Source organism: Paracoccus fontiphilus (assembly GCF_017356265.1).
In the GTDB taxonomy this organism is placed as follows: Bacteria; Pseudomonadota; Alphaproteobacteria; order Rhodobacterales; family Rhodobacteraceae; genus Paracoccus; species Paracoccus fontiphilus.
Window position 1 is genome coordinate 1 of sequence record NZ_JAFNAW010000046.1, and the last position, 21,963, is coordinate 21,963.

23 protein-coding genes are annotated in these 21,963 nt (G+C 66.7%); 14 read left to right on the top strand and 9 right to left on the bottom strand.

Annotated elements, in window-relative coordinates:
• Nucleotides 1-82: 82 nt before the first annotated feature.
• Both J0F76_RS14520 and mepK read right to left on the bottom strand, forming a co-directional pair.
• A complete protein-coding gene (locus J0F76_RS14520) occupies nt 83-667 on the bottom strand; it encodes a TetR/AcrR family transcriptional regulator (protein WP_207470532.1) in 585 nt (194 codons plus the stop codon).
• 164 nt (nt 668-831) lie between these two features.
• Nucleotides 832-1,392 carry a peptidoglycan L,D-endopeptidase MepK gene (gene mepK, locus J0F76_RS14525; protein WP_207470534.1) on the bottom strand — a complete coding sequence of 187 codons (561 nt, stop codon included), beginning with the start codon at nt 1,390-1,392 and terminating at the stop codon, nt 832-834.
• A 304-nt stretch (nt 1,393-1,696) separates the two neighbouring features.
• Between mepK and J0F76_RS14530 the strand changes: the two genes are divergently transcribed.
• The 4 genes from J0F76_RS14530 (at nt 1,697) to J0F76_RS14545 (ending at nt 6,003) form a co-directional block, all read left to right on the top strand.
• The gene (locus J0F76_RS14530) at nt 1,697-3,301 is read left to right on the top strand and encodes a L,D-transpeptidase family protein (protein ID WP_207470536.1); all 1,605 of its coding nucleotides are present in this window, start codon (nt 1,697-1,699) and stop codon (nt 3,299-3,301) included.
• Nucleotides 3,302-3,340: 39 nt separating this feature from the next.
• On the top strand, nt 3,341-4,441 hold the full coding sequence (lpxD, locus tag J0F76_RS14535) for a UDP-3-O-(3-hydroxymyristoyl)glucosamine N-acyltransferase (protein WP_207470538.1): 1,101 nt from the start codon (nt 3,341-3,343) through the stop codon (nt 4,439-4,441).
• A 12-nt stretch (nt 4,442-4,453) separates the two neighbouring features.
• The gene (locus tag J0F76_RS14540; RefSeq protein ID WP_207470541.1) at nt 4,454-4,720 is read left to right on the top strand and encodes an acyl carrier protein; all 267 of its coding nucleotides are present in this window, start codon (nt 4,454-4,456) and stop codon (nt 4,718-4,720) included.
• A gap of 74 nt (nt 4,721-4,794) precedes the next feature.
• Entirely contained in the window at nt 4,795-6,003 is a 1,209-nt protein-coding gene (locus J0F76_RS14545; protein WP_207470573.1) for a beta-ketoacyl-[acyl-carrier-protein] synthase family protein, read from the top strand.
• Between the two features lie 47 nt (nt 6,004-6,050).
• On the opposite strand, the gene J0F76_RS14550 is transcribed toward J0F76_RS14545, so the two are convergent.
• Nucleotides 6,051-6,818, bottom strand: coding sequence for an invasion associated locus B family protein (locus tag J0F76_RS14550; protein ID WP_207470543.1), 768 nt, complete (start codon nt 6,816-6,818; stop codon nt 6,051-6,053).
• A 230-nt stretch (nt 6,819-7,048) separates the two neighbouring features.
• Here J0F76_RS14550 and J0F76_RS14555 point away from each other — a divergent pair, with 230 nt between their 5' ends.
• Together J0F76_RS14555 and J0F76_RS14560 are read left to right on the top strand one after the other, a co-directional pair.
• Nucleotides 7,049-7,237, top strand: coding sequence for a hypothetical protein (locus J0F76_RS14555; protein ID WP_207470545.1), 189 nt, complete (start codon nt 7,049-7,051; stop codon nt 7,235-7,237).
• Nucleotides 7,238-7,316: 79 nt separating this feature from the next.
• Nucleotides 7,317-8,864 carry a helicase HerA-like domain-containing protein gene (locus J0F76_RS14560; protein ID WP_207470547.1) on the top strand — a complete coding sequence of 516 codons (1,548 nt, stop codon included), beginning with the start codon at nt 7,317-7,319 and terminating at the stop codon, nt 8,862-8,864.
• On the opposite strand, the gene J0F76_RS14565 is transcribed toward J0F76_RS14560, so the two are convergent.
• Nucleotides 8,827-9,234, bottom strand: coding sequence for a DUF6477 family protein (locus J0F76_RS14565; protein ID WP_207470549.1), 408 nt, complete (start codon nt 9,232-9,234; stop codon nt 8,827-8,829). The genes J0F76_RS14560 and J0F76_RS14565 overlap by 38 nt on opposite strands.
• 216 nt (nt 9,235-9,450) lie before the next feature.
• Between J0F76_RS14565 and J0F76_RS14570 the strand changes: the two genes are divergently transcribed.
• On the top strand, nt 9,451-10,590 hold the full coding sequence (locus J0F76_RS14570; RefSeq protein ID WP_377707167.1) for a DUF6456 domain-containing protein: 1,140 nt from the start codon (nt 9,451-9,453) through the stop codon (nt 10,588-10,590).
• A gap of 102 nt (nt 10,591-10,692) precedes the next feature.
• On the opposite strand, the gene J0F76_RS14575 is transcribed toward J0F76_RS14570, so the two are convergent.
• Nucleotides 10,693-12,174 carry a catalase gene (locus J0F76_RS14575; RefSeq protein ID WP_207470551.1) on the bottom strand — a complete coding sequence of 494 codons (1,482 nt, stop codon included), beginning with the start codon at nt 12,172-12,174 and terminating at the stop codon, nt 10,693-10,695.
• Between the two features lie 90 nt (nt 12,175-12,264).
• On the opposite strand from J0F76_RS14575, the gene J0F76_RS14580 reads away from it, so the two are divergent.
• Complete coding sequence (locus tag J0F76_RS14580; protein WP_207470552.1) at nt 12,265-13,170, top strand: hydrogen peroxide-inducible genes activator; 906 nt, start codon at nt 12,265-12,267, stop codon at nt 13,168-13,170.
• 39 nt (nt 13,171-13,209) lie between these two features.
• On the opposite strand, the gene J0F76_RS14585 is transcribed toward J0F76_RS14580, so the two are convergent.
• Entirely contained in the window at nt 13,210-13,758 is a 549-nt protein-coding gene (locus J0F76_RS14585) for a peroxiredoxin (protein WP_207470553.1), read from the bottom strand.
• Between the two features lie 171 nt (nt 13,759-13,929).
• Here J0F76_RS14585 and J0F76_RS14590 point away from each other — a divergent pair, with 171 nt between their 5' ends.
• The 3 genes from J0F76_RS14590 to J0F76_RS14600 all read left to right on the top strand — a co-directional run bounded on the left by J0F76_RS14590 (nt 13,930) and on the right by J0F76_RS14600 (nt 16,706).
• On the top strand, nt 13,930-14,676 hold the full coding sequence (locus J0F76_RS14590) for a TerC family protein (RefSeq protein WP_207470554.1): 747 nt from the start codon (nt 13,930-13,932) through the stop codon (nt 14,674-14,676).
• A gap of 243 nt (nt 14,677-14,919) precedes the next feature.
• On the top strand, nt 14,920-15,837 hold the full coding sequence (locus tag J0F76_RS14595; protein ID WP_207470556.1) for a manganese-dependent inorganic pyrophosphatase: 918 nt from the start codon (nt 14,920-14,922) through the stop codon (nt 15,835-15,837).
• Complete coding sequence (locus J0F76_RS14600; RefSeq protein ID WP_207470557.1) at nt 15,837-16,706, top strand: TIGR01459 family HAD-type hydrolase; 870 nt, start codon at nt 15,837-15,839, stop codon at nt 16,704-16,706. Before J0F76_RS14595 ends, J0F76_RS14600 begins: the two co-directional genes overlap by 1 nt.
• Nucleotides 16,707-16,709: 3 nt before the next feature.
• Here J0F76_RS14600 and J0F76_RS14605 read toward each other — a convergent pair whose 3' ends face one another.
• On the bottom strand, nt 16,710-17,567 hold the full coding sequence (locus J0F76_RS14605) for a class I SAM-dependent methyltransferase (RefSeq protein ID WP_207470559.1): 858 nt from the start codon (nt 17,565-17,567) through the stop codon (nt 16,710-16,712).
• 126 nt (nt 17,568-17,693) lie between these two features.
• On the opposite strand from J0F76_RS14605, the gene J0F76_RS14610 reads away from it, so the two are divergent.
• From J0F76_RS14610 to J0F76_RS14620, 3 genes are read left to right on the top strand one after another with little or no spacing between them, the layout of a single operon-like run.
• Nucleotides 17,694-18,137, top strand: coding sequence for a MaoC family dehydratase (locus J0F76_RS14610; RefSeq protein WP_207470561.1), 444 nt, complete (start codon nt 17,694-17,696; stop codon nt 18,135-18,137).
• 33 nt (nt 18,138-18,170) lie between these two features.
• Entirely contained in the window at nt 18,171-19,100 is a 930-nt protein-coding gene (locus J0F76_RS14615) for a bifunctional riboflavin kinase/FAD synthetase (RefSeq protein ID WP_207470564.1), read from the top strand.
• A complete protein-coding gene (locus J0F76_RS14620; protein WP_207470566.1) occupies nt 19,100-19,540 on the top strand; it encodes a YcgN family cysteine cluster protein in 441 nt (146 codons plus the stop codon). Before J0F76_RS14615 ends, J0F76_RS14620 begins: the two co-directional genes overlap by 1 nt.
• A gap of 20 nt (nt 19,541-19,560) precedes the next feature.
• Here J0F76_RS14620 and J0F76_RS14625 read toward each other — a convergent pair whose 3' ends face one another.
• Both J0F76_RS14625 and J0F76_RS14630 read right to left on the bottom strand, forming a co-directional pair.
• A complete protein-coding gene (locus J0F76_RS14625) occupies nt 19,561-21,525 on the bottom strand; it encodes a potassium transporter Kup (protein ID WP_242690227.1) in 1,965 nt (654 codons plus the stop codon).
• A 140-nt stretch (nt 21,526-21,665) separates the two neighbouring features.
• Complete coding sequence (locus J0F76_RS14630) at nt 21,666-21,947, bottom strand: hypothetical protein (RefSeq protein ID WP_341351600.1); 282 nt, start codon at nt 21,945-21,947, stop codon at nt 21,666-21,668.
• Nucleotides 21,948-21,963: the final 16 nt, after the last annotated feature.

Genomic DNA, 21,963 nt, shown 5'->3' on the forward strand with positions numbered 1-21,963 from the left:
GGTCTGCGATCTGTTCTCCGACGAGGAATGCTACAACTACTTCAAAGCCGCAGGTTATGAGGTCGATTGAGTGCAACAGGCTCTAGCAGGGGCGCTTCTGCAGCATTTCGGCCGCGGGCAGGATCAGCGACAGGTTGTCGCGCGCGGCGCCGATGAAGTCGTCGACCTCGCCGCTGGCCCAGGCCTTCGTGGCGGCGTTCGTCGCGGCGACGATGGCCGCCGCCAGGATCTCGATCTGCGCGGGCTTGGCTTCGGGGCAGCGGCGGCGCAGCAGGTCCCTCATCTGGGCGCGGCGCGACAGCATCGAGGCATTGCGCAGCGCGTCCAGCTTGGGATCGGTGTCCGACAGGGCCAGGATGTGGATCATGATCTCGCGTTCGTCCAGGAAACGCGACAGGTGCGCGGTGATCAGGCGGTCCAGATCCGCGATCAGCGTGTCGCCTCCGGTCACGAACTGCTCGGACGCCTCGGCGGGATAGTCGGGTGGCGGCCCCATCATGGCCGCTTCCTTGTAGGGGTAATAGTTGAAGAACGTCCGCGTGCTGATCCCCGCCTCGCGTGCGATCGCCTCGGTCGTGACGTTTGCCAGCCCGTCGCGCACCGCCAACTGGATCGCCGTTGCCTGGATCTTCTTGGCGGTTCGATAGCGGCGCGTCGTATGCGGCATTCTGCAGCCTTCTGTATACTCGTGATTATGCGGAAGGTTTCAGCAATGGCCCAGCCTCGTCAAGTCGCATCCCGCAATCCCCACGCCGACCGTCAGACATGGAAAAGGCGCCGCGCGCAAGAGGGCGAGCGGCGCAGGGTCAAGCGAACCGGGTCTGGGGCCGTTCAGGCGCCCCAGTTGCGAACCGGACCGCAATCCATGTGGACGAAATTCGACCGCGAGTACTTGCCCACGCCGCCGGCGCGGCAGGAGATCGCGGCATTGTACATCTGCCCGACCGAACGCGACTTCAACCGCAGGTCGGCGGCCTTGCCGACCATGTGCAGCGAGTTGCGCGCGACCCCGCCCGAGCTGCGGCGCAGCATGGCGTTGGTGCGCGGCGAGCGATAGCCCGACAGCATCATGTAGGGTTCGTTGGTTTGCAGCAGCCGGTGCGAGGCGGCGGCCACATCGACGGTGCGCGGGTCGATGCCGATCGCTTCGCCCGTGCGCCAGTCGCGCATGAAGATGTTGATCTCGTTCAGGGCTTCCCGGATGTACTTGCCGTCCACCCAGTAGACGGTGTCGAGGCTTTCGCCGGTCCTGCCCGAATACATGCGGATGCGGCGCATGTCGCCGGCACCACGCAGGAAACCGAATGCGTTGGCCATGACCGGCGCTGCCGCAACGGTTGTGGTCGCAAACACACCAAGGATGCCGCGACGCGAAATAAGGTCGAATGTCATGTCAGATCGCCTGTCCCATTTCGTCTTTTTTCCGCCGCATCCTTGCAGCGCAGCCGAGGTTATCCCCGGCCACTTAACAATATGTCAAAAGACCGTGCGGCCAGAAACAGATTCCTGTGCCTTGCAATCGCGATTTCACCATCTTAGGCGAAATCCCGCCGAGACACTCGCCTTGTTGCACGACCGCACGGCGCTGTTGCATCGTTGCAACCCACCCCGATCTTGGTGTCGCTCAGGCCTGCGGTTGCTGGTGAAAAACCGTCCCGGATGTCAGATTTGACGGCATAGGCAAAAGGGACATTGGATGCATCGCTTCGGGTTGCTGACGGCTATGGCGTTGTTTATCGGCGCACAATCGGCGGTTGCGCAGCCGCAGACGGTTGCCGCGCCCGCCATCGGTGTTGCGGCGACGCCACGACTTCATTTCACGCCGCAAGAGATGGCCCTGGCGCAGGCCGCGGCGGGACTTCCCGACCTTGCAGCCTATTACGGCACCCACGGCCTGCGGCCGATCTTCATGGGTCCCGAGGCGACACGCCGCCGTGAGGCGTTGCTTCGCGCTACCGGCACGGCGCCCAGCCACGGCATTCCCGCCGGCCGCTATGCGTCGCAGGCGCTGGCGGCCGATGCCGTGGGCGTCGAGACGGAGATAGCCCAGGCCGAGGTCCTTGCGCGCTACCTGCGCGACATGACCGGGGGGGTGGTCCGTCCGACCAGCCTCGACACCCTGATCAAGCGCGAGGTCAAGAGACCGCCCATCCACGCGCTGATCCGCGACTTCACGCAGTCCCCCGATCCCGGCCGGTTCCTGCTGGACCGGCAGCCGGATCACCCGGCCTACCAGGCCCTGCAGCGCGCCCTGTCGGGGGGCGAGGCGCTGACCGTCCCGGCAGGACTGCCCCGCGTGCCCGAGGGGCTTTGGCGCGTGGGGATGCGGGACGAGGGCGTCACCGCCTTGCGCGCCCGGCTGGACAGCATCGGCTTCGGGGCCCCGGCGGGCGATCCGCAAGTCTATGACGCCGCGCTGTCCGATGCCGTCGCCCGCTATCAGGCGGCGGTGGGGCTGCCCTCGGACGGGGTGGCGGGGCCCAAGACGATCCGCCACCTGAACGGCGACATCCCCGACGACAGCCGCAGCCGCGGCATCGTCGTCGCGCTTGAACGGATGCGCTGGATGGCCGGAGAGGATCTGTCGGCCCGCCACGTCTGGGTGAACATTCCCGAATACACCGCCCGAATCATGGAAGGCGGCGCCGAGGTGTTCCGCACCCGCGTCGTTGTCGGCAGCACGGACCATGACCGGCAGACGCCCGAGTTCTCGGACGAGATCGAATATGTCGTGGCCAATCCGCGCTGGAACGTGCCCCGTTCCATCACTGTCAAGGAATACCTGCCGCGCCTGCAGGCGAACCGCCATGCGGTGTCCCATATCGACGTGGTGGACGGCAACGGCAACGTGATCTCTCGGGACCGGATCGACTTCGGGCGCTATACGGCGGCGAACTTTCCCTATCGGATGCGGCAGAAGGCCAGCGACGACAATGCTTTGGGACTGGTGAAGTTCATCTTCCCGAACCCCTGGAACATATACCTGCACGACACGCCGACCAAGCACCTGTTCCAGAACGCCATGCGCGCCCATTCGCACGGCTGCATCCGCATCGGCGATCCCTTCGACCTGGCCTACAACCTGCTGTCGGTGCAGGCATCGGACCCGAAGGCCATGTTCCACCGCGCCCTGGATCGCGGCAAGGAAGCCTGGCTGAAGCTGACGCCCGCGGTTCCGGTGCACCTGGTCTATTTCACCACCTTCCCCGATGCCGACGGCACCATCCGCCGGTTCGAGGACGTGTATGGCCGGGACGCGGCGCTGTATGACGCGATCCAGAAGGCCGGGCTGGATTCATAGGGCCGAAGGGTCTAAGTCGCATCCGACAAGGGGGCGACCATGGCAATCACCATCCGCGAACTGGCGCAGGCACTGGATGCGCAGGGCTGGGGCGACCTGGACCTGCCCGTGACCGGCGCGGCCGAGCCGGGGGCCACGGGTCCGGTCGGGCCCGAGGGCGGGATCATCGCCCTGGCGATGTCGCCCAAGTATGCCGAGACGCTGAAGCCCGGCAGCATCGCCATCCTGGCCGAGGGCATGGACCCCGAGGCCTTTGGCCTGAAGGCCGCGATCTTTGCCCCGCGCCCGCGATTGCTGATGGCCGGGCTGACGCGCGCCTTCGATCCGGGCCCTGACATCGCCCCCGGCATCCATCCCACGGCGGTCATCGACCCTTCGGCCCGGATCGGGCAGGGCGCGGCGATCGGCCCCTTTGTCGTGATCGGGCCGGGCGTGCAGATCGGGTCCGGCGCACGGATCGGGCCGCATGTGTCGATCGGGCGCGGATCGCGGCTGGGCTGCGACGTGCTGCTGAATGCGGGCGCCCGCATCGCCCATGGGGTCACGGCGGGCGACCGGCTGATCGTGCAGTCGGGCGCGGTGATCGGCGGCGACGGCTTTTCCTTCGTCACGCCCGAGGAATCGGGGATCGAGGAAATCCGGCGCACCCTGGGCACGCGCGAGGGGATCAAGAAGCAGCACTGGACCCGCATCCATTCGCTGGGCGGGGTCGAGATCGGCGACGATGTGGAAATCGGCGCCAACGCGACCATCGACCGGGGCACCATCCGCGCGACCCGCATCGGCAACGGCACCAAGATCGACAACCTGGTGATGCTGGGCCACAACGTGGTCGTGGGCGACGATTGCCTGCTGTGCTCGCAGGTGGGCATCGCCGGTTCGTCGAAGATCGGCAACCGCGTGGTGCTGGCGGGCAAGGTCGGCGTCAGCGACAACATCGAGGTCGGCGACGACGTGATCGCGGGCGGCGCCAGCAAGATCTTCACCCGCGTCCCGGCGGGCAGGGTGATCCTGGGCAATCCCGCCGTGAAAATGGAAACCCAGATGGAAATCCAGAAGGCCATGCGCCGGCTGCCGAGATTTGCGCAGCAACTGGCGAAACTTCAGGAAACTGTTACACGAATGTTGGAAAAGGGCTGAGCAGGAGGCTTCATGACCGACCAGATCAGAGACCGCATCACGGCCATCATCGCCGAACAGGCCATGCTTGAACCCGACCAGATCAGCGATGATTCGACCCCGCAGGATCTGGGCATCGACAGCCTGGGACTGGTCGAATCGATCTTCGCGCTCGAGGAGGAGTTCGACATCTCGATCCCCTTCAACGCCAATGAGCCCGAGAAGTCGGATTTCGACATCTCGACCATGGGCACCATCATCGCAGCCGTGGAACGGCTGGTGGCGCAGAAGGCCGCATGAGCCCGAAGAAGACCGGCAAGAAGGCGGGTGAGACGCCCGCCCCCGAGACAACGCCCCTGCGCGGGACGGACGGCCTGCGCCGCGTGGTGATCACCGGCGCGGGCACGATCAACGCGCTGGGCCATGACGTGCCGACGACGCTGGCGGCCTTCCGCGAGGGACGCTGCGGCATCAGCCAGCTTGATTTCCGCGACGTGGACCGCCTGTCGATCCAGATCGGCGCCCAGGTCCATGACTGGCGGGCCGAGGACTACTTCAACCGCCAGCAGATCCTGCTTTACGACAAGTTCACCCAGTTCGCGCTGCTGGCCGCCAAGCAGGCCGTCGCGCAATCCGGGCTGGACTTCCAGGGGGCGCTGGGCCTGCGGTCGGGCGTGGTGCTGGGCACCGCCGGCGGCGGGCTGAACACCTGGGACGAGAATTACCGCACGGTCTATGAGGAAGGGAAGAACCGCGTCCATCCCTTTGTGGTCCCCAAGCTGATGAACAACGCCGCCGCCAGCCATGTCAGCATGGAGTTCGGGCTGCGCGGCCCGGCCTTCACGGTCGCCACCGCCTGCGCCAGTTCCAACCACGCCATGGGGCTGGCCTTCCAGATGATCCGGTCGGGCGCGGCCCAGGTCATGCTGACCGGCGGGTCCGAGGCGATGCTGTGCTTTGGCGGCGTCAAGGCCTGGGAAGGGCTGCGCGTCATGTCCAAGGACGCCTGCCGCCCGTTTTCCGCCAACCGCAACGGCATGGTCCAGGGCGAGGGCGCCGGCGTCTTCGTCTTCGAGGATTACGAGAACGCCCGCGCCCGCGGCGCCGACATCCTGGCCGAGGTGGTGGGCTTCGCCATGTCGTCCGACGCGCAGGACATCGTCATGCCTTCGGCCCAGGGTGCGGAGCGGGCGATCACCGGCGCGTTGCAGGACGCGGGCCTGAACCCCGAGGACGTGGGCTACATCAACGCCCACGGCACCGGCACGGCGGCCAATGACAAGACTGAATGCGCGGCTGTGGCCCATGCCTTCGGCCATCACGCCGACCGGCTGATGATGTCATCGACCAAGGCGATGCACGGGCATGTCATCGGCGGCACCGGGGCGGTGGAACTGCTGGCCTGCATCATGGCCCTGCGCGAGGGCGTGATCGCGCCGACAATCGGCTATCAGGAACCCGATCCCGAATGCGCCCTGGACGTGGTCCCGAACGAGGCGCGGGATGCCCGCGTCGAAACGGTCCTGTCGAACGCCTTCGCCTTCGGCGGCCTGAACGCCGTGATCGCGCTGCGCCGGGTCTAGGCAAGAACCGCGCCCGAAGGGGCGCGGTCCGTCGATCGTCGATCCGATCAGTTGGCGGGGGCTTCCGCCGCAGGCGCCTCGGCCGCCGGGGCGGCGTCAGTCGCGGGCGCGGGTTCGTCGGCATAGGTCGACAGCGCGTCGAAGGCCGCAGTGAAGCCCGCCAGCGACAGCTTCAGCTGGACGGGGTTCTCTCGATCACCGCCGAAGGGCAGCAGGGTCAGCGTCGCCTCGTTTCCGCGCTTCAGCGTGTCAAGCTCGGCCTGGGTGAAGCCCAGGCGCGACACGCAGCCGACCGGGGCGCAGAAGCTGAACGGATAGCCGCGCGCCTCGCCCGTCCCGACCGCAAAGCCCAGGCCTTGGATCAGGTCGGTTTCCAGCGGCGCCACCAGCGTCGCACCCGCCGCCACGTCCTTGCTGTTCTTCAGCGGAATCAGGGTCATCTCGGCGACCGAGTTGCCCTCGCCATCCTTCAGCAGCTGGTACAGCTCGCACGGGTCCTTGCCCTGTTCGGCCTTCAGGCAGCGCGTCGTCCAATCGTTGTTCGTGGCCTTCACGTAGTACTGCCCGGCCTGCGGTTCAGCGTTGGCTGCCTCGGCGGCAGGCGCACCTTCTGCCGGGGCAGCGGCGGCATCGGCTGCTGGCGCGGCCGGCGCGGCGGCAGGGGCATCCGTCGACGGAGCAGTGGCCGCAGGCGCTTCCGGTGCTTCGGCCGGGGCTGGCGTCGGAGCCGGGGCCGCGTTGTTGTCCTGCGCGAAGGCGGGCGCCGCGACCAGGGCAAGCGCCGCCAGAAGAGCCTGCGAAGGTTTGATTGGCATGGTTGTTTCGTCCCTTTGCTCAATGCGTCGGGCGGACCTAGCATGTCCGTTCCGCTTTGTCAGGCTGCATCGGAGGGGCGACGGTCACCAAGCCTTGACCGCCTTCGGCCCGGCAATCATTTGCCTGTCATCAGCCCGACATCAACGCATGGCATGTAGCCGTCAGGTCGGCAGCCACCGCGTCCAGCGATTCAAAAAGGGTCGTGGGATGAACCACGACCCTTGGCGCCATGGGCGCGATCTTCCCCCTGCCGGACTGGCCGGTCATCATTGATCCGCACGCTAGTCGCGCCGCCGTGATCCGTCAACCGTTCCGTGACAAGGGGCCGATCACAAAAAAAACCGCGCCCGAAGGCGCGGCAGTCCAACAGGGAGGAAGGTTCGTCATCGACGACCTTGATGCCGAACGATTCGCATGATGCCCTGGTTGCATTAACATTGTATTGTCCCGCCGGACGCTGCACCGGCTGGCGGCGCAACGGAAAAAAGGGGGCGTGGATGGTGGCTGTGGTGGACTCGCGGGCGAACACGGTGTTCGTGGGGGGCGGCGGGCCGGATCATGCGACGCCGCAGAACCTGCTGCTGAAATACGCGAACCGCCACGGGCTGATCGCCGGCGCCACCGGCACCGGCAAGACGGTGACGCTGCAGACCTTGGCCGAAAGCCTGTCGCTGGCCGGGGTGCCGGTCTTCCTGGCCGATGTGAAGGGCGATCTGGCCGGCATGGCGCGCGCGGGAAGCGCCGAGGCGAAGTCGCACCAGCCCTTCGCCGACCGCGCCGCGCAGATCGGCGTGGCGCTGGATTACCAGCCCTTTCCCGTGACCTTCTGGGACATCTGGGGCGAGAAGGGCCATCCCGTGCGGACCACGCCCGCCGAGATGGGGCCGCTGCTGCTGTCGCGCCTGCTGGATCTGACCGACGCGCAAGAGGGGGTGATGAACATCGCCTTCCGTGTCGCGGACGAACAGGGGCTGGCGCTGCTGGATCTGAAGGACTTGCAGGCGATGCTGGTCTGGGTGGGCCAGAACGCGGCCGAACTGTCGCTGAGTTACGGCAATGTCGGCACCGCCAGCGTGGGCGCGATCCAGCGGGCGCTTCTGGTGCTGGAGAACCAGGGCGGCGACCGCCTGTTCGGGGAACCGGCGTTGGCCCTGGAGGACATCATCCGGCAGGACGCAGCGGGCAAGGGGGTGGTCAACATCCTGGCCGCCGACCGGCTGATGCACTCGCCCCGGCTTTACGCGACCTTCCTGCTGTGGCTCTTGTCCGAACTGTTCGAGCAACTGCCCGAGGTGGGCGATCCCGACCGCCCGCGCGTCGCCTTCTTCTTCGACGAGGCGCACCTGCTGTTCGACGATGCGCCCAAGGCCCTGGTCGAGAAGGTCGAGCAGGTCGCCCGGCTGATCCGGTCCAAGGGCGTCAGTGTCTGGTTCGTCAGCCAGAACCCGACCGACATTCCCGAGGGCGTGTTGGGCCAGCTTGGAAACCGCATCCAGCACGCCCTGCGCGCCTTCACCGCCAAGGACCGGAAGGCCCTGCGCATGGCCGCCGACAATTACCGCGCCAACCCCGATTTCAACACCGCCGAGGCGATCCAGAATGTCGGCACCGGCGAGGCCGTGACCTCGCTTCTGGAGGAGAAGGGCGTGCCCGGCATGGTGCAGCGCACCCTGATCCGCCCGCCGTTCAGCCGCATGGGACCCCTGACCGATGCCGAGCGGGCCGAGGTGATGAACGCCTCGGCCATGGCTGCCAGATATGCCGTGGCAATTGATCGCGACTCTGCTCATGAACGCCTGGCCCGCCGGACCGAGGAGGCGGCGCGGGCCAAGGAGGACGACGCCCTGTTCGACATGGATCGCGACGAATACCGCAACGCCCGGCGGTATCGGCCGCGGGACGAGGCGCGCTCGGCGCGCGTCCCGTCATCGCGCAGCGATTCAATCGTTGAAACTTTCGGCAAAAGCCTTGCGCGGCAGCTTGGCACCAAATCCGGCCAGGCCATCGTCAGGGGTGTGCTGGGCTCGCTGTTTCGGGGCCGCTGAACGCCGCGCCGACCTGCGCCAGCATCGCCGCGCCGATCCGCGCGGCCGTCCTGACCGGAACCGGGGCCTCGGCGACGGCGGCGCGCATCTCTGCCAGGATGGCGATCATCAGCAGCACATGGCGGTGCATGTCGTAGTCCGCCGCACGCTGCAGGCGGGCATTGTTCAGCACCGCTTCCTCGGCCCGCAGGCGGGGCAGGGCGGCTCCGGCGGCGGGGCAGTCATCGGTTCGCAGCAGGCGCTTCAGGTCGCGCTCGCGCCGCCATCCGGCCTGCCCCTCGCGGGCGGCGCGGATCAGGGTGCCGGGACGGCGCAGAGGCTCGGACTGGGGGCGGGGACGAAAGGCGATCACGTTAGGCATGTAGCTCATTTTGAACTGTCCCATTGATTGGCGGGACCAGCTTCACACAACCTTAACGGGTGTTGCTTGCAGGTTTGTCGCAGCGCGCGCTGAGGCAACATATCTTTAGGATTTGTTAGGGAATGTTGCGGCTATCTGCTGATTATCAGCCGTTTCATTAACCACGTTTAACGCAACCTCAGGTAGTTCAGTTCCCCGGCTGCCAAGGATGACAAGGGACCAGACATGACGCTTTTGACCGGTGATTTCGCCATCGACAGCCTTGCCGCGGAGCACCGTTCGCCGACCGGGGTTGTCAGCACTGCCGCCGACGACATGCCCGACGATGCGCGCCTGTATCTTCGCCATGTCGAGGAAGGACAATCCATCCGTGCGCTGGCACGGTCCGAGGGGTGCCATGCCTCGACCATCCTGCGCCGCATCCGCCGGTTCGAGGCGCGCCGCGACGATCCGCTGGTCGATGGCGCCCTGACCGAAGGCGTGGACCGGCCGCGCCGCCTGGACGACCGGCAGGCGATGCGCCTGCTGCGGCGGCTGGCGGAACCGGGCGCCGTTCTGGTCACGGCCGAGGGCATGGACAAGGCCATCATCAGCCGCGACGACATCAGGACCGCCGTCCTGGAACGCTGGATCGCCGAGCTGATGGCGCTGAAGGGGTGGGTCGCGCCTTCCGCCCTGCCGGGGCGCGTGCAACGCTATGCCATTGCGCCCGCCGGTCGCGACGCGCTGCGCGGCATGTTGCGGTCGCCGCGCCAGCGCAAGGCCGTGCCCGGCCCGGCGGACTTCTGCGATGCGCGTCCCGTCACGGACGACAGCGCCCCCGGCATGGCCGAGGCCGCCGCCGGCTTCGATCACGCCGACCGGCACCGGGTCTGGGAACAGCGCGTCATCGAGGACCCCGAGGATCGGCGCCGCCGCCGCACCCGCGTCAACATCGCGGAAAGCCCCCTGCTGTTGCTGGCCCGCCGCCGCGACGGCGCGGGAAAGCCCTTCCTGTCGTCCGGCATGGTGGCCGCGGGCGAGCGTCTGCGCGAGGATTTCGAACTGGCGCAGATGGGACCGCGCGTCACGCAGAACTGGGCGGGCTTCATGACCTCGGGCATCGACGTCAGCCGCGGCGGCGGCGGGTATCGCGGCGGCTCTGAATCGGCCCGCGACCGCGTGGCCATGGCCTTGCGCGACCTCGGCCCCGGCATGGGCGACATCGTTCTGCGGGTCTGCTGCTTTCTTGAAGGGATCGAGTTGACCGAGCGCCGCCTGGGCTGGTCCGCGCGGTCCGGCAAGATCGTGCTGCGGCTGGCGCTGATGCGGCTGGAGCGGCACTACCAGGAAACCTATGGCAGCGGTTCCCGCCTGATCGGGTAGAATGGCAAAAGGGGCGCCGATCCGGCGCCCCTTCGCGTAAACGGAAACTCGCTACCACATACCGTACTGGGAACTGGTCAGGGACAGATCCTCGGCAGCGGGTTATTCGGCGGCGACGGCTGTCTCCGCCTTTTGGGCACGCGCCGCACGAATGCCGGCGCCATAGGCCGGGCTGATCCGGTCGAAGTGGACCAGCGCGCGTTCCACCACATCCTCGTCCGCGCCCTCCATCGCAGCCGCGATGTTGCCGTAAAGCCGCGCGCGTTCCGCATCGGTCAGCACGCGGTCATGCAGCGCGCGAGGCTGTTCGTAGTCGTCGATCACCTGACGATGCGGCTGGCGCGCGGCGACCCCGGACAGGCGCAGCGGCGGCTCGGCGAATGAGGGGTCCTCGACGGCGCCGCCCCGGCTGTTCGGCTCGTAATAGGCGTCCGTGCTGCCCGTCGCCTGGCCGAAGAAGTTCATCTGCCCGTCCTTGTGGTAGTGATGGACCGGGCATTTCGGCGCGTTGACCGGCAGGTGTTCGTAATGCGTGCCCAGACGATAGCGATGCGCGTCGGCATAGCTGAAGACGCGGGCCTGCAGCATCTTGTCGGGGCTGTAGCCGATGCCGCGCACCTTGTTCGACGGGCTGAAGGCCGCCTGCTCGATCTGCGCGAAGTAGTTGTCGGCGTTGCGGTTCAGTTCGAACTCGCCCACCTCGATCAGCGGATAGTCCCCGTGCGGCCAAACCTTGGTCAGGTCGAAGGGATCGTAGGGCGTCTTGTCCGCGTCCAGCTCGGGCATGATCTGCACGAACATGGTCCAGCGCGGGAACTCGCCACGCTCGATCTTGCCGAACAGGGCTTCCTGATAGCCCTCGCGGGTGTGGCCGATGATCCCGGCGGCCTCGCCATTGGTGTAGAAGCGGTGGCCCTGCCGGGTCTTGAAATGGAACTTGACCCAGAAGCGCTCGCCGTTCCCATTCCAGAAGGAATAGGTGTGGCTGCCGAAGCCGTCCATGAAGGTGGGGTCCTGCGGCAAGCCGCGATCCGACATCAGGATCGTCACCTGGTGCAGCGATTCGGGCACCTGGCCCCAGAAGTCCCACATGGCGGTCGCGCTGCGCAGGTTGGTGCGCGGGTGACGCTTCTGCGTGTGGATGAAGTCGGGGAACTTCAGCGGATCGCGGATGAAGAACACGGGCGTATTGTTGCCCACCAGATCCCAGTTGCCCTCGTCGGTATAGAACTTCAGCGTAAAGCCGCGCACGTCGCGTTCGTGGTCCGCCGCGCCCATCTCTCCGGCAACAGTCGAGAACCGCGCCAGCATCGGGGTGGTCTTGCCCACCTGCCCAAAGATCGAGGCGCAGCTGTATCGCGTGATGTCATGCGTCACGGTGAAGGTGCCGAAGGCGCCCCAGCCCTTGGCATGGACCACGCGTTCCGGGATGCGTTCACGGTTCTGGTGGGCCAGCTTTTCCAGCAGTTGATAGTCCTGCATCAGCACCGGGCCGCGGTCGCCCGCGGTTTCGCTGTGCTGGTTCGATGCGATGGGCGCGCCTGCCGTCGTGGTCATCCGGGGGCGATGGCTGTCCTGGGTCATCCTTGGGCTCCTTAAATGTCGGGTTGTTCTTGCCAAGGGGCCGGAATAATTGGAAATCGTATAATCAGATGGCTTCGATAAGGTGCGCTGATGAACATCACCCTTCGCCAGTTGCGCTATTTCCTGGCGCTGTCCCAGCAGGGGCATTTCACCCGCGCGGCCGAGATGATGAACGTCACACAGCCCGCCCTGTCCATGCAGATCCGCGCGCTGGAGGAGGAGCTTGGCGCGCCCCTGGTCGAACGCACGGCGGCGGGTGTCCTGCTGACCCCGCAGGGGCGCGCGCTGCAGGGCCATGCGCGACAGGTGATGAGCGCGATGGCCGGGCTGGAACAGGGAATGCGGCAGCCGGGGCAGGGCGGGCGGCTGATGCTGGGCATGATCCCAACCGTCGCCCCCTACCTGCTGCCCGAGGCCCTGCCGGTCCTGCGCGCCCAGGACATCGGCCGCGACCTGCACCTGAGAGAGGCGCAGACCGACCGGCTGGTCGATGAGCTGGTGCAGGGGCGGCTGGACGTCGCGGTTGTCGCGACCGCGCCCGACACCGACGACCTGGTGGCGACGCCCTTGTTCACCGACCGCTTCCTGCTGGCGGGCAGCAAGGACCAGATTGCCCGGCTTGGCACCCAGCGCCCCGAGCCGCGCGACCTCGATCCCGGCCAGTTGCTGCTTCTGGACGAGGGGCATTGCCTGGGCGATCAGGCGCTGGAGGTTTGCGGCCTGGGTCGGCGCGGGGCGCGGCTGGATCTGGGCGCGGCGTCGCTGTCCACCCTTTGCCGGCTGGCCGCGCAGGGCATGGGGCTGACCTTCCTGCCGCAGCTTGCCCTGCGGCAGGAACGTGCGGCCGCAAGCGGCCTGTCGGTCGTGGCCTTTCCCGACCCGCAGCCGTCCCGAGAGATCCTGCTGCTTCGCCGCGCATCGACCCCGACAGGCGGCTGGCTGGACGACCTGGCCGCAACGCTGGTGCAGGCCGGAGAACGGGTCATGGCCGGGTGAACGAAGAAGGCCGCCCCGGATGGAACGGCCTTGCGGGGATCAGGCGGTTTCCGAGACGCGGGCGGTCTGCAACCACTCCAGCACCGATTCGGGTGCGGTGGCGCCATAAGGGTCCTCGCCGCAGTCGTCGCAGCGGCCCGGTTCCTCGAACCACGCCTCGACCACGCCGTCGTTGATGATCGCGGCATAGCGCCAGCTGCGGGCACCGAAGCCAAGGTTGTCCTTGCGCACCAGCATCCCGACCTTGTCCGTAAACTCGCCCGAGCCGTCGGGAATGACCTTCACGTTCTTCAGGTCCTGCGCCTTGGCCCACTGGTTCATCACGAAGCTGTCGTTCACCGACATGCAATAGATCGCGTCGATGCCCAGATCCCGCATCTGGGGGAACGCCTTCTCGAAGCCGGGAAGCTGGTAGGTCGAGCAGGTCGGCGTGAAGGCCCCCGGCAACGAGAACAGCACCACGCGCTTTCCGGCGAAATAGTCGGCCGTGGTCATGTCCTGCCAGCGGAAGGGGTTGGGCCCGCCGATCGATTCGTCGCGGACGCGGGTGCGGAAGGTGACGTTGGGAAGCTTGTCGCCGGCTTTCATCTTTCAATCCTGTTGTTGGTGCACAGGACGATCCTGCGCGGTTCCAATCTCCTCCCGGGAACAAGGTAACGCTGCAATGCGGCAATCGCAACGCCGCATGGCAGAAAGAAGGGAACCGGTTGAGCCGCCTGCGACTTTCCCGAGCGTTGCCCCCTTCAGAGGATTTCGCAGATGCAGGACATCATCGCCCTTATGCAGCAGCCCGAGGCCTGGGTCGCCCTTGGCACCCTTGTCGTGATGGAGGTCGTGCTGGGCATCGACAACCTGCTGTTCATCTCGATCCTGTCGAACAAGCTGCCCGAGCATCAGCGCGAAAAGGCGCGCAAGGTGGGCATCGGCCTGGCGCTGATCATGCGCCTGGGGCTGCTGGCCACCATCGCCTGGATCGTCCAGCTGACGCAGCCGGTCGTGACGATCATGGGCAACGAGCTGTCCTGGAAGGACATCATCCTGATCGCCGGGGGCCTGTTCCTGGTCTGGAAGGCCACAAAGGAAATCCACCACCACGTCGATCCGACCGATCACGAGGACACGATGGTCGGCGTCGCGGGCGTGACCTTCGGCAGCGCCATCGTGCAGATCCTGATCCTGGACCTGGTGTTTTCCATCGACAGCATCATCACCGCAGTCGGCATGACCCCGCATGTGGAGATCATGGTGGTGGCCGTCGTGACCGCCGTCACCGTCATGCTGCTGGCCGCGAACCCCCTGGCGGCCTTCATCGGCAAGAATCCCACCATCGTGATGCTGGCGCTGTCCTTCCTTCTGCTGATCGGCACCACACTGATCGCCGAAGGCTTCGGCGTCCATGTGCCCAAGGGCTATGTCTACGCCGCGATGGCCTTCTCGGCCGTTGTCGAGGGGCTGAACATGTGGGCCAGGAATGCGCGCCTGCGCAAGCAGGCTGCCCTGCGCTAGGTCTCGGCCGGCCGTCAGAACGGGAACGGGACTGGCGCGGCGACTGCGGAGCCCCGGGTCATGCTGCAAGAACCGGGGTGAGAACGAGGTGGCTTTTTGTTCCTCCCCGGCATCTTGCCCGCACGGTTTGCGTTCCTTGGGCGCGCGCGATGTGGCCTGCGACCGGCGCATCGCTGTCCTGTTGGACATCGCCGGACCCGCGGCCTATAACGCGCGCGAAACCCAGACCGCCAAAGGTGCATCATGATCAAGGTCTTCGGCCATATCGCCCCCGACACGGATTCGACCGGCTCTCCCATCATCTGGGCCTGGTACCTGAACGAGGTCCGCAAGACCCCCGCCCAGGCCGTCCTGCAGGGCGAGCCGAACACCGAGGCGCTGTGGATGCTTAAGCGCTGGAACCTGGACAAGCCCGAGATCATCGTGGATGTCGCACCGGGCGACCAGTGCGTGATCGTGGACACCAACAACCCCGCCGAATTGCCCGCCAGCCTGGACAAGGCCGAGGTGATCGAGATCATCGACCACCACCTGCTGGCCGGCGGCATCAAGACGCTGGTGCCGATCAACATCACCGTGCGCCCGCTGGCCTGCACCGCCACCATCATGCACGACCTGATCGGCGCCGACATGGCCCGCGCGCCCGAGGGCATCCGCGGCGCGATGCTGACCTGCATCCTGTCCGACACGCTGGAATTCCGCAGCCCGACCACCACCGCCCACGACCGCGCCGTGGCCGAGAAGCTGGCCGCGGATCTTGGCATCAACATCACCGACTACGCGACCGAGATGTTCGCGGCCAAGTCCGATGTCAGCGCCTTCAGCGACGAAGCCCTGCTGCGCCTCGACAGCAAGGAATACGAACTGAACGGCAAGCAGCTGCGCATCACGGTCCTGGAAACGACCTCGCCGCAGATGCTGCTGGCGCGCAAGGACGCGCTGCTGGCCGCCATGCCGGGCGTCGCCGCCGCCGATGGCGCGGACGAGGTCCTGTGCTTCATCGTCGACATCCTGAACAAGGAAGCGACCTTGCTGGTCCCGAACGACCATGTCCGCCGCATCGCGGAACGCAGCTTCAACGTCAGCGTCACCGGCGACAGCGTGGTGCTGCCCGGCGTGATGAGCCGCAAGAAGCAGATCATCCCGGTTCTTGCCGTCTGATGAGCCGGATCATCCAGTCGCTGTCGCAGGTCAGCCCCGATTACGACGTGCTTTTCTGCGACCTGTGGGGCTGCCTGCACAACGGCAAGCAGGCCTATCCCGCCGCCGTGGCCGCCTTGCAGGGCTTTCGCGCCAAGGGCGGCAAGGTGGTCCTGATGACCAACGCGCCGCGCCCGAACCAGTATGTGATCGCCCAGCTTGACCGCATGGGGGTGCCTCGGGATGCCTGGGATCTTGTCGTCAGTTCCGGCGATGCCGCGCAGGAGGCGATGTTTTCCGGTGCCGTGGGCCACAAGGTCTGGCATATCGGCACGACCAAGGACGACGGCTTTTTCGACGACATTCCCGCCGAGTGGCGCGATGCCCCGGCGATCCAGCGGGTGCCCCTGGCCGAGGCCGAGGGGATCGTCGCGACCGGCCCGTTCGAGGAACTGACCGAAAAGCCCCGGGATTATCACGACCGGCTGATGGAGGCGCGCGACCGCGGCCTGCCGCTGCTGTGCGCCAATCCCGACATCGTCGTGGACATGGGCGAGACGCGCATCTACTGCGCGGGCGCGCTGGCGGAATACTATGAAGGCCTGGGGGGCACGTCGCTGTATTTCGGCAAACCCCATGCGCCTATCTATGACCGCGCGCGGCGGTTGCTGGACCTTTCGCCGGACGCGCGCGTCCTGGCTGTCGGCGACGGCATCTTCACGGATGTGAAGGGCGGCCTCGACCAGGGCGTCGACGTGCTGTTCGTGACCGGCGGGCTTGCCGCCGACGCGCTGGGCCCGGATGTCGAGAACCCCGACAATGCCCTGCTGCTGGATTGGCTGGGCGGCCACGGCATGACCCCGCAATACAGCATCGGCCGCTTGCGCTGACCCTTATGCCTGCCGCCGTGCGCGGCAGACAAAGACATGCACGGTGGCCGGAATGCGGATGTCCGGACCCCTGCCGAACGCGGCAAAGGCGGCTTCGATGTCCCCGGCGATGGCCGCGCGATCTTCCGTTGTGGCGCTGCAAAGCCGAAGCAGCCGCGCGGCCGGTCCGACATGGGTCGCCAGCCGCGCCGCGCCGGAAACCCCACCGGGCGGCGTCAGGTCGATCCGACGGGTATCTGCCTGCCCCTCCTCCAGCCCGGCTCGCCGCATCAGGTCCAGGACATGGGCCGGATCGGCAAAGGCAAGCGGACCGGGCGCATCGGAGGGCGGTTCCGGCGGGGCGCCAAGCCGGCTTCGGGCAAGTTCCTGCGGGATGAGGAACCACGGGTTCTCGTCAAGTCCGGCCCAGGACACGAAGACCATCCGGCCTTTGTCCTTCAGGGCCGTCGCAAGGTTGCTCAGGGCGGCCACCGTGTCGCCGAAGAAGCTCATCCCGAAGCGAGAGATCAGGACATCGCAGTCCGCGCCGGCAAGCGGCTCGACCTGGGCGTCGCACAGGCGGAACGACGCGTTGCCCGCCCTCTCTTCGGCGGCACGCCGGCGCGCGCGTTCCAGCATCTGCGGCGCGATGTCGAGACCCAGTGCCATTCCCCGGGGAACCAGCCGCGCCGCCGCAAGGGTGCTGGCGCCCGTCCCGCAGCCCACGTCGAGGACCCGGTGATCGGGGCTGAGAGTGGCGGCTTCCAGAAGAACATCGAGGATGCCCGACATGGCGGTGTCCAGGCTGTCCTGATGATCGACCCAGGCAAGCCCGGCGGGGGAGGTCCAGAAGTCGAACTGGCCTTGGTTGGCAATGTTCATGGCACCCACCTGAAGTCGGCAGGAAACAATATTATACTTTGGTGCGGATTTCGATGTGTTTTGTTGCTGGAACGGCGTCCGGCTGCTATGCAGTGTCAGGAGACACGTCCCTGAAGGGATTGCACCATGCTGGACAATCTTCCCCGCGGCACCATCGTCATCGAGGATCTGGAGATCGGCCTGACCCGGCATCTGCAAAAGCAGGTGACGGACCGCGACATCGAGCTGTTTGCCGAGGTCTCGACAGACCGCAACCCCGTGCATCTGGACGACGACTATGCCCGCGACACGATCTTCGAGGGGCGGATCGCGCACGGGATGCTGACGGCCGGCCTGATCTCGGCGGTGATCGGGGAACAGCTGCCGGGGCACGGCACGGTTTATCTGGGCCAGACGCTGAAGTTCATGGCCCCGGTGCGTCCCGGCGACACCGTGCGCGCGGAAGTGACAGTCGAGGGCATCGACCATGCGAAACGGCGGGTCACGCTTGCAACCCGCTGCCTCGTGGGTGATACGGTCGTCCTGAAAGGTGAGGCGGTCGTTCTGGCGCCAAGCCGCAAGTTCGACTGACGGGGCGCCCGGCCGCCCCAATGAGGGCAGCCTTTGCAGATCCATCGCGATTGGACAGGACTTCCGGCAAGCGCCCGCGGCGCTTCCGTCGCCATCGGCAATTTCGACGGCGTGCATCTGGGACACCGCACCGTGATCGAGGCGGCGCGCCGGGCAGCCCAAGCCCCGCTTGGCATCGTCACGTTCGAGCCGCATCCCCGCCAGTTCTTCGCCCCCGACGCCCCGCCGTTCCGGCTGATGAATTCAGAATCGCGGGCGAATCGGCTGGCCCGGCTGGGCGTCGATCACCTGTACGAACTGCCTTTCGGCCCCGTGCTGGCAGGGCTGTCGCCCGAGGCCTTTGCCCATGAGGTGCTGGTTTCGGGTCTTGGCGTCGGCCATGTCACCGTGGGCGAGGATTTCGTCTTCGGCAAGGATCGCGCCGGGAACATCGCCGTGCTGCAGCAGCTTGGCCGGGACATGGGGTTTGGCGTGACCGCCGTGCCGCTGCTGGGGACCGACGGGCAGGACTACAGTTCCACCGCGATCCGGCAGGCACTGGCGGACGGACGGCCGCGCGACGCCGAACGGATGCTGGGCCACCTGCACCGGATCGAGGGCGAGGTCGTCCACGGCGACAAGCGGGGCCGCGAATTCGGCTGGCCCACCGCCAACATGCGCATGGACGACCTGCACCTGCCGCGCCTGGGTGTCTATGCCGTGGTCGTGGATGTGCTGACCGGGCCGGACAAGCTGTCCTGCCAGGGTGTCGCCAGCCTGGGCGTGCGCCCGATGTTCGGCCGCAACGCGCCGAATCTGGAAGTGCACCTGTTCGACTTCGAGGGAGACCTTTACGGGCAGCATCTTTCGGTCGGCCTGGTTGAATTCCTGCGCGACGAGGCCAAATTCGACAGCGTGCAAACATTGATCGATCAAATCGCCGCCGACGCAGAGCAAGCCCGCGCGGTACTGGCAGGCGCCTGATGCGCGACCGTTTCTGGGAACTGCCCCTGCGGCAGCTGCAACCCGACGAATGGGAGGCGCTGTGCGACGGCTGCGGCAAGTGCTGCCTGAACAAGATCGAATACGAGGACACGGGCGAACTGGCCTTCACCCGTGTCGCCTGCAAGCTGCTGGACGGCGAGAAATGCCAGTGCAGCAGCTATGCCAACCGCCACGACTTCGTGCCTGACTGCGTGGTCCTGACCCCGAAGAAGCTGGCCGAGATCGCCTGGTGGCTGCCCGCCACCTGCGCCTATCGCCTGCGCCACGAGGGGCGGCCCCTTAACAAGTGGCACCACCTCATCTCGGGCGACCGCGAGACCGTCCACTGCGCCGGCGCCAGCGTCCGTGGCTGGACCGTCAGCGAGGTCGAGGTGACCGAGGAGGACTGGGAGGACCACATCATCGAGGATCTGTCCTGAGTCTCCCCCCGGCCACGCCGTCAGGCCGCGAAGCGTTCCCCCAGTTCCACCACGCGGTTGCGCGGCAGTCGGAAGTAATCCGAAGGATCGGCCGAGAAGCGGTAGAGCAGCGCATAAAGCGACGCCAGAAGCCGCGCGACCCCGAAGGCGCTTGAGAAGATCGGCCTGCGCCTGCCCAGGAAGAAGCTCGTGTTCATCACGTCGAACTTCAGCCCGGCCTTGCGCGCGGCCAGCATCGCGCGCGACACGTTCGGCGTCTCCATGTAGCCAAAGCGCAGCGTCAGCCGCCCGAAGCGGTCGTCCACGGGTTCGAACGTGGCGCGCTCCTCGGGGGTGGCGACGGGCACGCGCAGCGTTTCCACCGTCAGCAGCACGTTCTGCTGGTGCAGGACGCGGTTATGCTTGAGGTTGTGCAGCAGCGCCGAAGGCACGACCGTCGGGTCAGAGGTCAGGAACAGGGCCGTTCCCGGCACCACATGGACCGAACTGTCGGCCATGCTGCGGCAGAAGCTGGCAAAGTCCACGGCCGCGCGGTGGGTCTTCTGGGCGACGGTTTGCGTCCCGCTCCACCAGGCCCACATGACGATGCCCAGCGCGAAGGCCAGCAGCAGCGGCACATAGCCGCCGTCCCAGACCTTGACCATGTTGGCCGACAGGAACGACAGCTCGATCACGCCGATGGGGATCAGCATCGCCAGCGCGATCCACAGCGGCATCCGGCGCGAGGCGCGCAGATAGATCAGCGCAAGCGCCGTCGTCACCAGCATCGTCCCCGTGACCGCGATCCCGTAGGCCGATGCCAGCGCCTCGGAGGTGCGGAACGAATTGACCAGCCACAACACCCCGATCAGCAGCCCCCAGTTGATCGCCGGGATGTAGATCTGCCCGCTGAGCTGGGCCGAGGTATGGCGGATGCGCATCCGGGGCAGCAGGCCCAGCTGGATCGCGGACCGCGTCATGGAAAACGCGCCCGAGATGACCGCCTGCGCCGCGATCACCGTTGCCGCCGTCGCAAGCACCACAAGCGCGGGCAGCAGCCAGGGCGGCACCATCGCGTAGAAGGGCGCCTCGATGGCCGAGTGATCGCGCAGGACCAGGGCGCCCTGGCCCAGGTAGTTCAGGACAAGCGCGGGAAAGATCAGGGAGAACCAGGCCAGCACGATGGGCCTGCGCCCGAAATGGCCCAGGTCTGCATAAAGCGCCTCGGCCCCCGTGACGGCCAGGAAGACCGATCCCATGACCACGAAGGCCACGCCCTGGTGTTCCAGCAGGAACCGCACCAGCCAGACGGGATTGAAGGCCGCCAGCACCGCCGGATCGTCCACGATGTGCCACAGGCCCATGCCCCCCATGGTCAGGAACCAGATCACGGTGATCGGCCCGAAAAACCGCGAGACATGGGCCGTCCCCGCCTTCTGCACCAGGAAAAGGCCGATCAGGATCGCCACCGTCGCGGGCACGATCCAGTCGTGAAAGGCGGGAACGACCAGCGAAACGCCTTCGACAGCCGACAGGACCGAGATCGCGGGCGTGATGATCGCGTCGCCGAAGAACAGCGCGGCGCCCGCCAGGGCCAGCAGCAGCACGGGGATCGAGCGACGGCCGATCGCCAGTCGCGCCAGGGTGTAAAGCGCCAGCACCCCGCCCTCGCCGCGGTTGTCGCTGCGCAGCAGGAACAGGACGTATTTCACCGTCACGATCAGGATCAGTGTCCAGATCAGCAGCGACAGAAGTCCCAGCACCTCGGCCCGGTGCAGGCCGTCGGCGGCGACGGGACGCAGCGCCTCGCGGAAGGCGTAAAGGGGGCTGGTGCCGATGTCGCCATAGACGACGCCCACGGCGCCGATCACCAGGGCCATCAGGCTTTGCGGCGGCGGGATATGCGGCTCTTCGCCCTCTTCGCGAAGATAGGTGGCGATATCGAGTTCGTCGTCATCAATTGTCTGGGAAAAACCGCGAACTGCCTGGTCTGGGCGTTGGGTCATGATGGTCCGATGGTGGCCGTTCCAGCAGGCGGAACCTTCGCTGCATATATCTCCTCACCGGCAATGCACAGGGGTCTCTTCACATTGCAGCGAAGACCGTCCCCCCTTGTCCGGCGCGGATGAATTTTTAGGCAGGCCGCTCAGGTCCGGCAAAGACCGTCGAACCACGCCGCATAGGGGGTGTTGCGCACCATGTGGCGGTTCAGGTCGGGGGCGCCATCCTTCCACCAGACCGGGCCCCGCTCTCCCAACGCGACCTTGGCTGCGTCGACGGCGCGGTGCGCGGCATCCTCGGCCGCCTTGTCGCCCGCGACGCGCGCCGTCCGGACGGCACGCCGGGCAGCCATGAGTTCGCCGACCAGGCGCACGCGATCAGCCTCGTCCAGATGCGGATTGGCCTGCAGGCTCCATTCTGAATGCACCAGTCCTGCAGGGCAG

Bases quoted from the DNA above. Each gene is read 5' to 3' on its own strand.
- J0F76_RS14520 (WP_207470532.1), bottom strand. From the start codon at position 667: ATGCCGCATACGACGCGCCGCTATCGAACCGCCAAGAAGATCCAGGCA.
- mepK (WP_207470534.1), bottom strand. From the start codon at position 1,392: ATGACATTCGACCTTATTTCGCGTCGCGGCATCCTTGGTGTGTTTGCG.
- J0F76_RS14530 (WP_207470536.1), top strand. From the start codon at position 1,697: ATGCATCGCTTCGGGTTGCTGACGGCTATGGCGTTGTTTATCGGCGCA.
- lpxD (WP_207470538.1), top strand. From the start codon at position 3,341: ATGGCAATCACCATCCGCGAACTGGCGCAGGCACTGGATGCGCAGGGC.
- J0F76_RS14540 (WP_207470541.1), top strand. From the start codon at position 4,454: ATGACCGACCAGATCAGAGACCGCATCACGGCCATCATCGCCGAACAG.
- J0F76_RS14550 (WP_207470543.1), bottom strand. From the start codon at position 6,818: ATGCCAATCAAACCTTCGCAGGCTCTTCTGGCGGCGCTTGCCCTGGTC.
- J0F76_RS14555 (WP_207470545.1), top strand. From the start codon at position 7,049: ATGGGCGCGATCTTCCCCCTGCCGGACTGGCCGGTCATCATTGATCCG.
- J0F76_RS14560 (WP_207470547.1), top strand. From the start codon at position 7,317: ATGGTGGCTGTGGTGGACTCGCGGGCGAACACGGTGTTCGTGGGGGGC.
- J0F76_RS14565 (WP_207470549.1), bottom strand. From the start codon at position 9,234: ATGAGCTACATGCCTAACGTGATCGCCTTTCGTCCCCGCCCCCAGTCC.
- J0F76_RS14570 (WP_377707167.1), top strand. From the start codon at position 9,451: ATGACGCTTTTGACCGGTGATTTCGCCATCGACAGCCTTGCCGCGGAG.
- J0F76_RS14575 (WP_207470551.1), bottom strand. From the start codon at position 12,174: ATGACCCAGGACAGCCATCGCCCCCGGATGACCACGACGGCAGGCGCG.
- J0F76_RS14580 (WP_207470552.1), top strand. From the start codon at position 12,265: ATGAACATCACCCTTCGCCAGTTGCGCTATTTCCTGGCGCTGTCCCAG.
- J0F76_RS14585 (WP_207470553.1), bottom strand. From the start codon at position 13,758: ATGAAAGCCGGCGACAAGCTTCCCAACGTCACCTTCCGCACCCGCGTC.
- J0F76_RS14590 (WP_207470554.1), top strand. From the start codon at position 13,930: ATGCAGGACATCATCGCCCTTATGCAGCAGCCCGAGGCCTGGGTCGCC.
- J0F76_RS14595 (WP_207470556.1), top strand. From the start codon at position 14,920: ATGATCAAGGTCTTCGGCCATATCGCCCCCGACACGGATTCGACCGGC.
- J0F76_RS14600 (WP_207470557.1), top strand. From the start codon at position 15,837: ATGAGCCGGATCATCCAGTCGCTGTCGCAGGTCAGCCCCGATTACGAC.
- J0F76_RS14605 (WP_207470559.1), bottom strand. From the start codon at position 17,567: ATGAACATTGCCAACCAAGGCCAGTTCGACTTCTGGACCTCCCCCGCC.
- J0F76_RS14610 (WP_207470561.1), top strand. From the start codon at position 17,694: ATGCTGGACAATCTTCCCCGCGGCACCATCGTCATCGAGGATCTGGAG.
- J0F76_RS14620 (WP_207470566.1), top strand. From the start codon at position 19,100: ATGCGCGACCGTTTCTGGGAACTGCCCCTGCGGCAGCTGCAACCCGAC.
- J0F76_RS14625 (WP_242690227.1), bottom strand. From the start codon at position 21,525: ATGACCCAACGCCCAGACCAGGCAGTTCGCGGTTTTTCCCAGACAATT.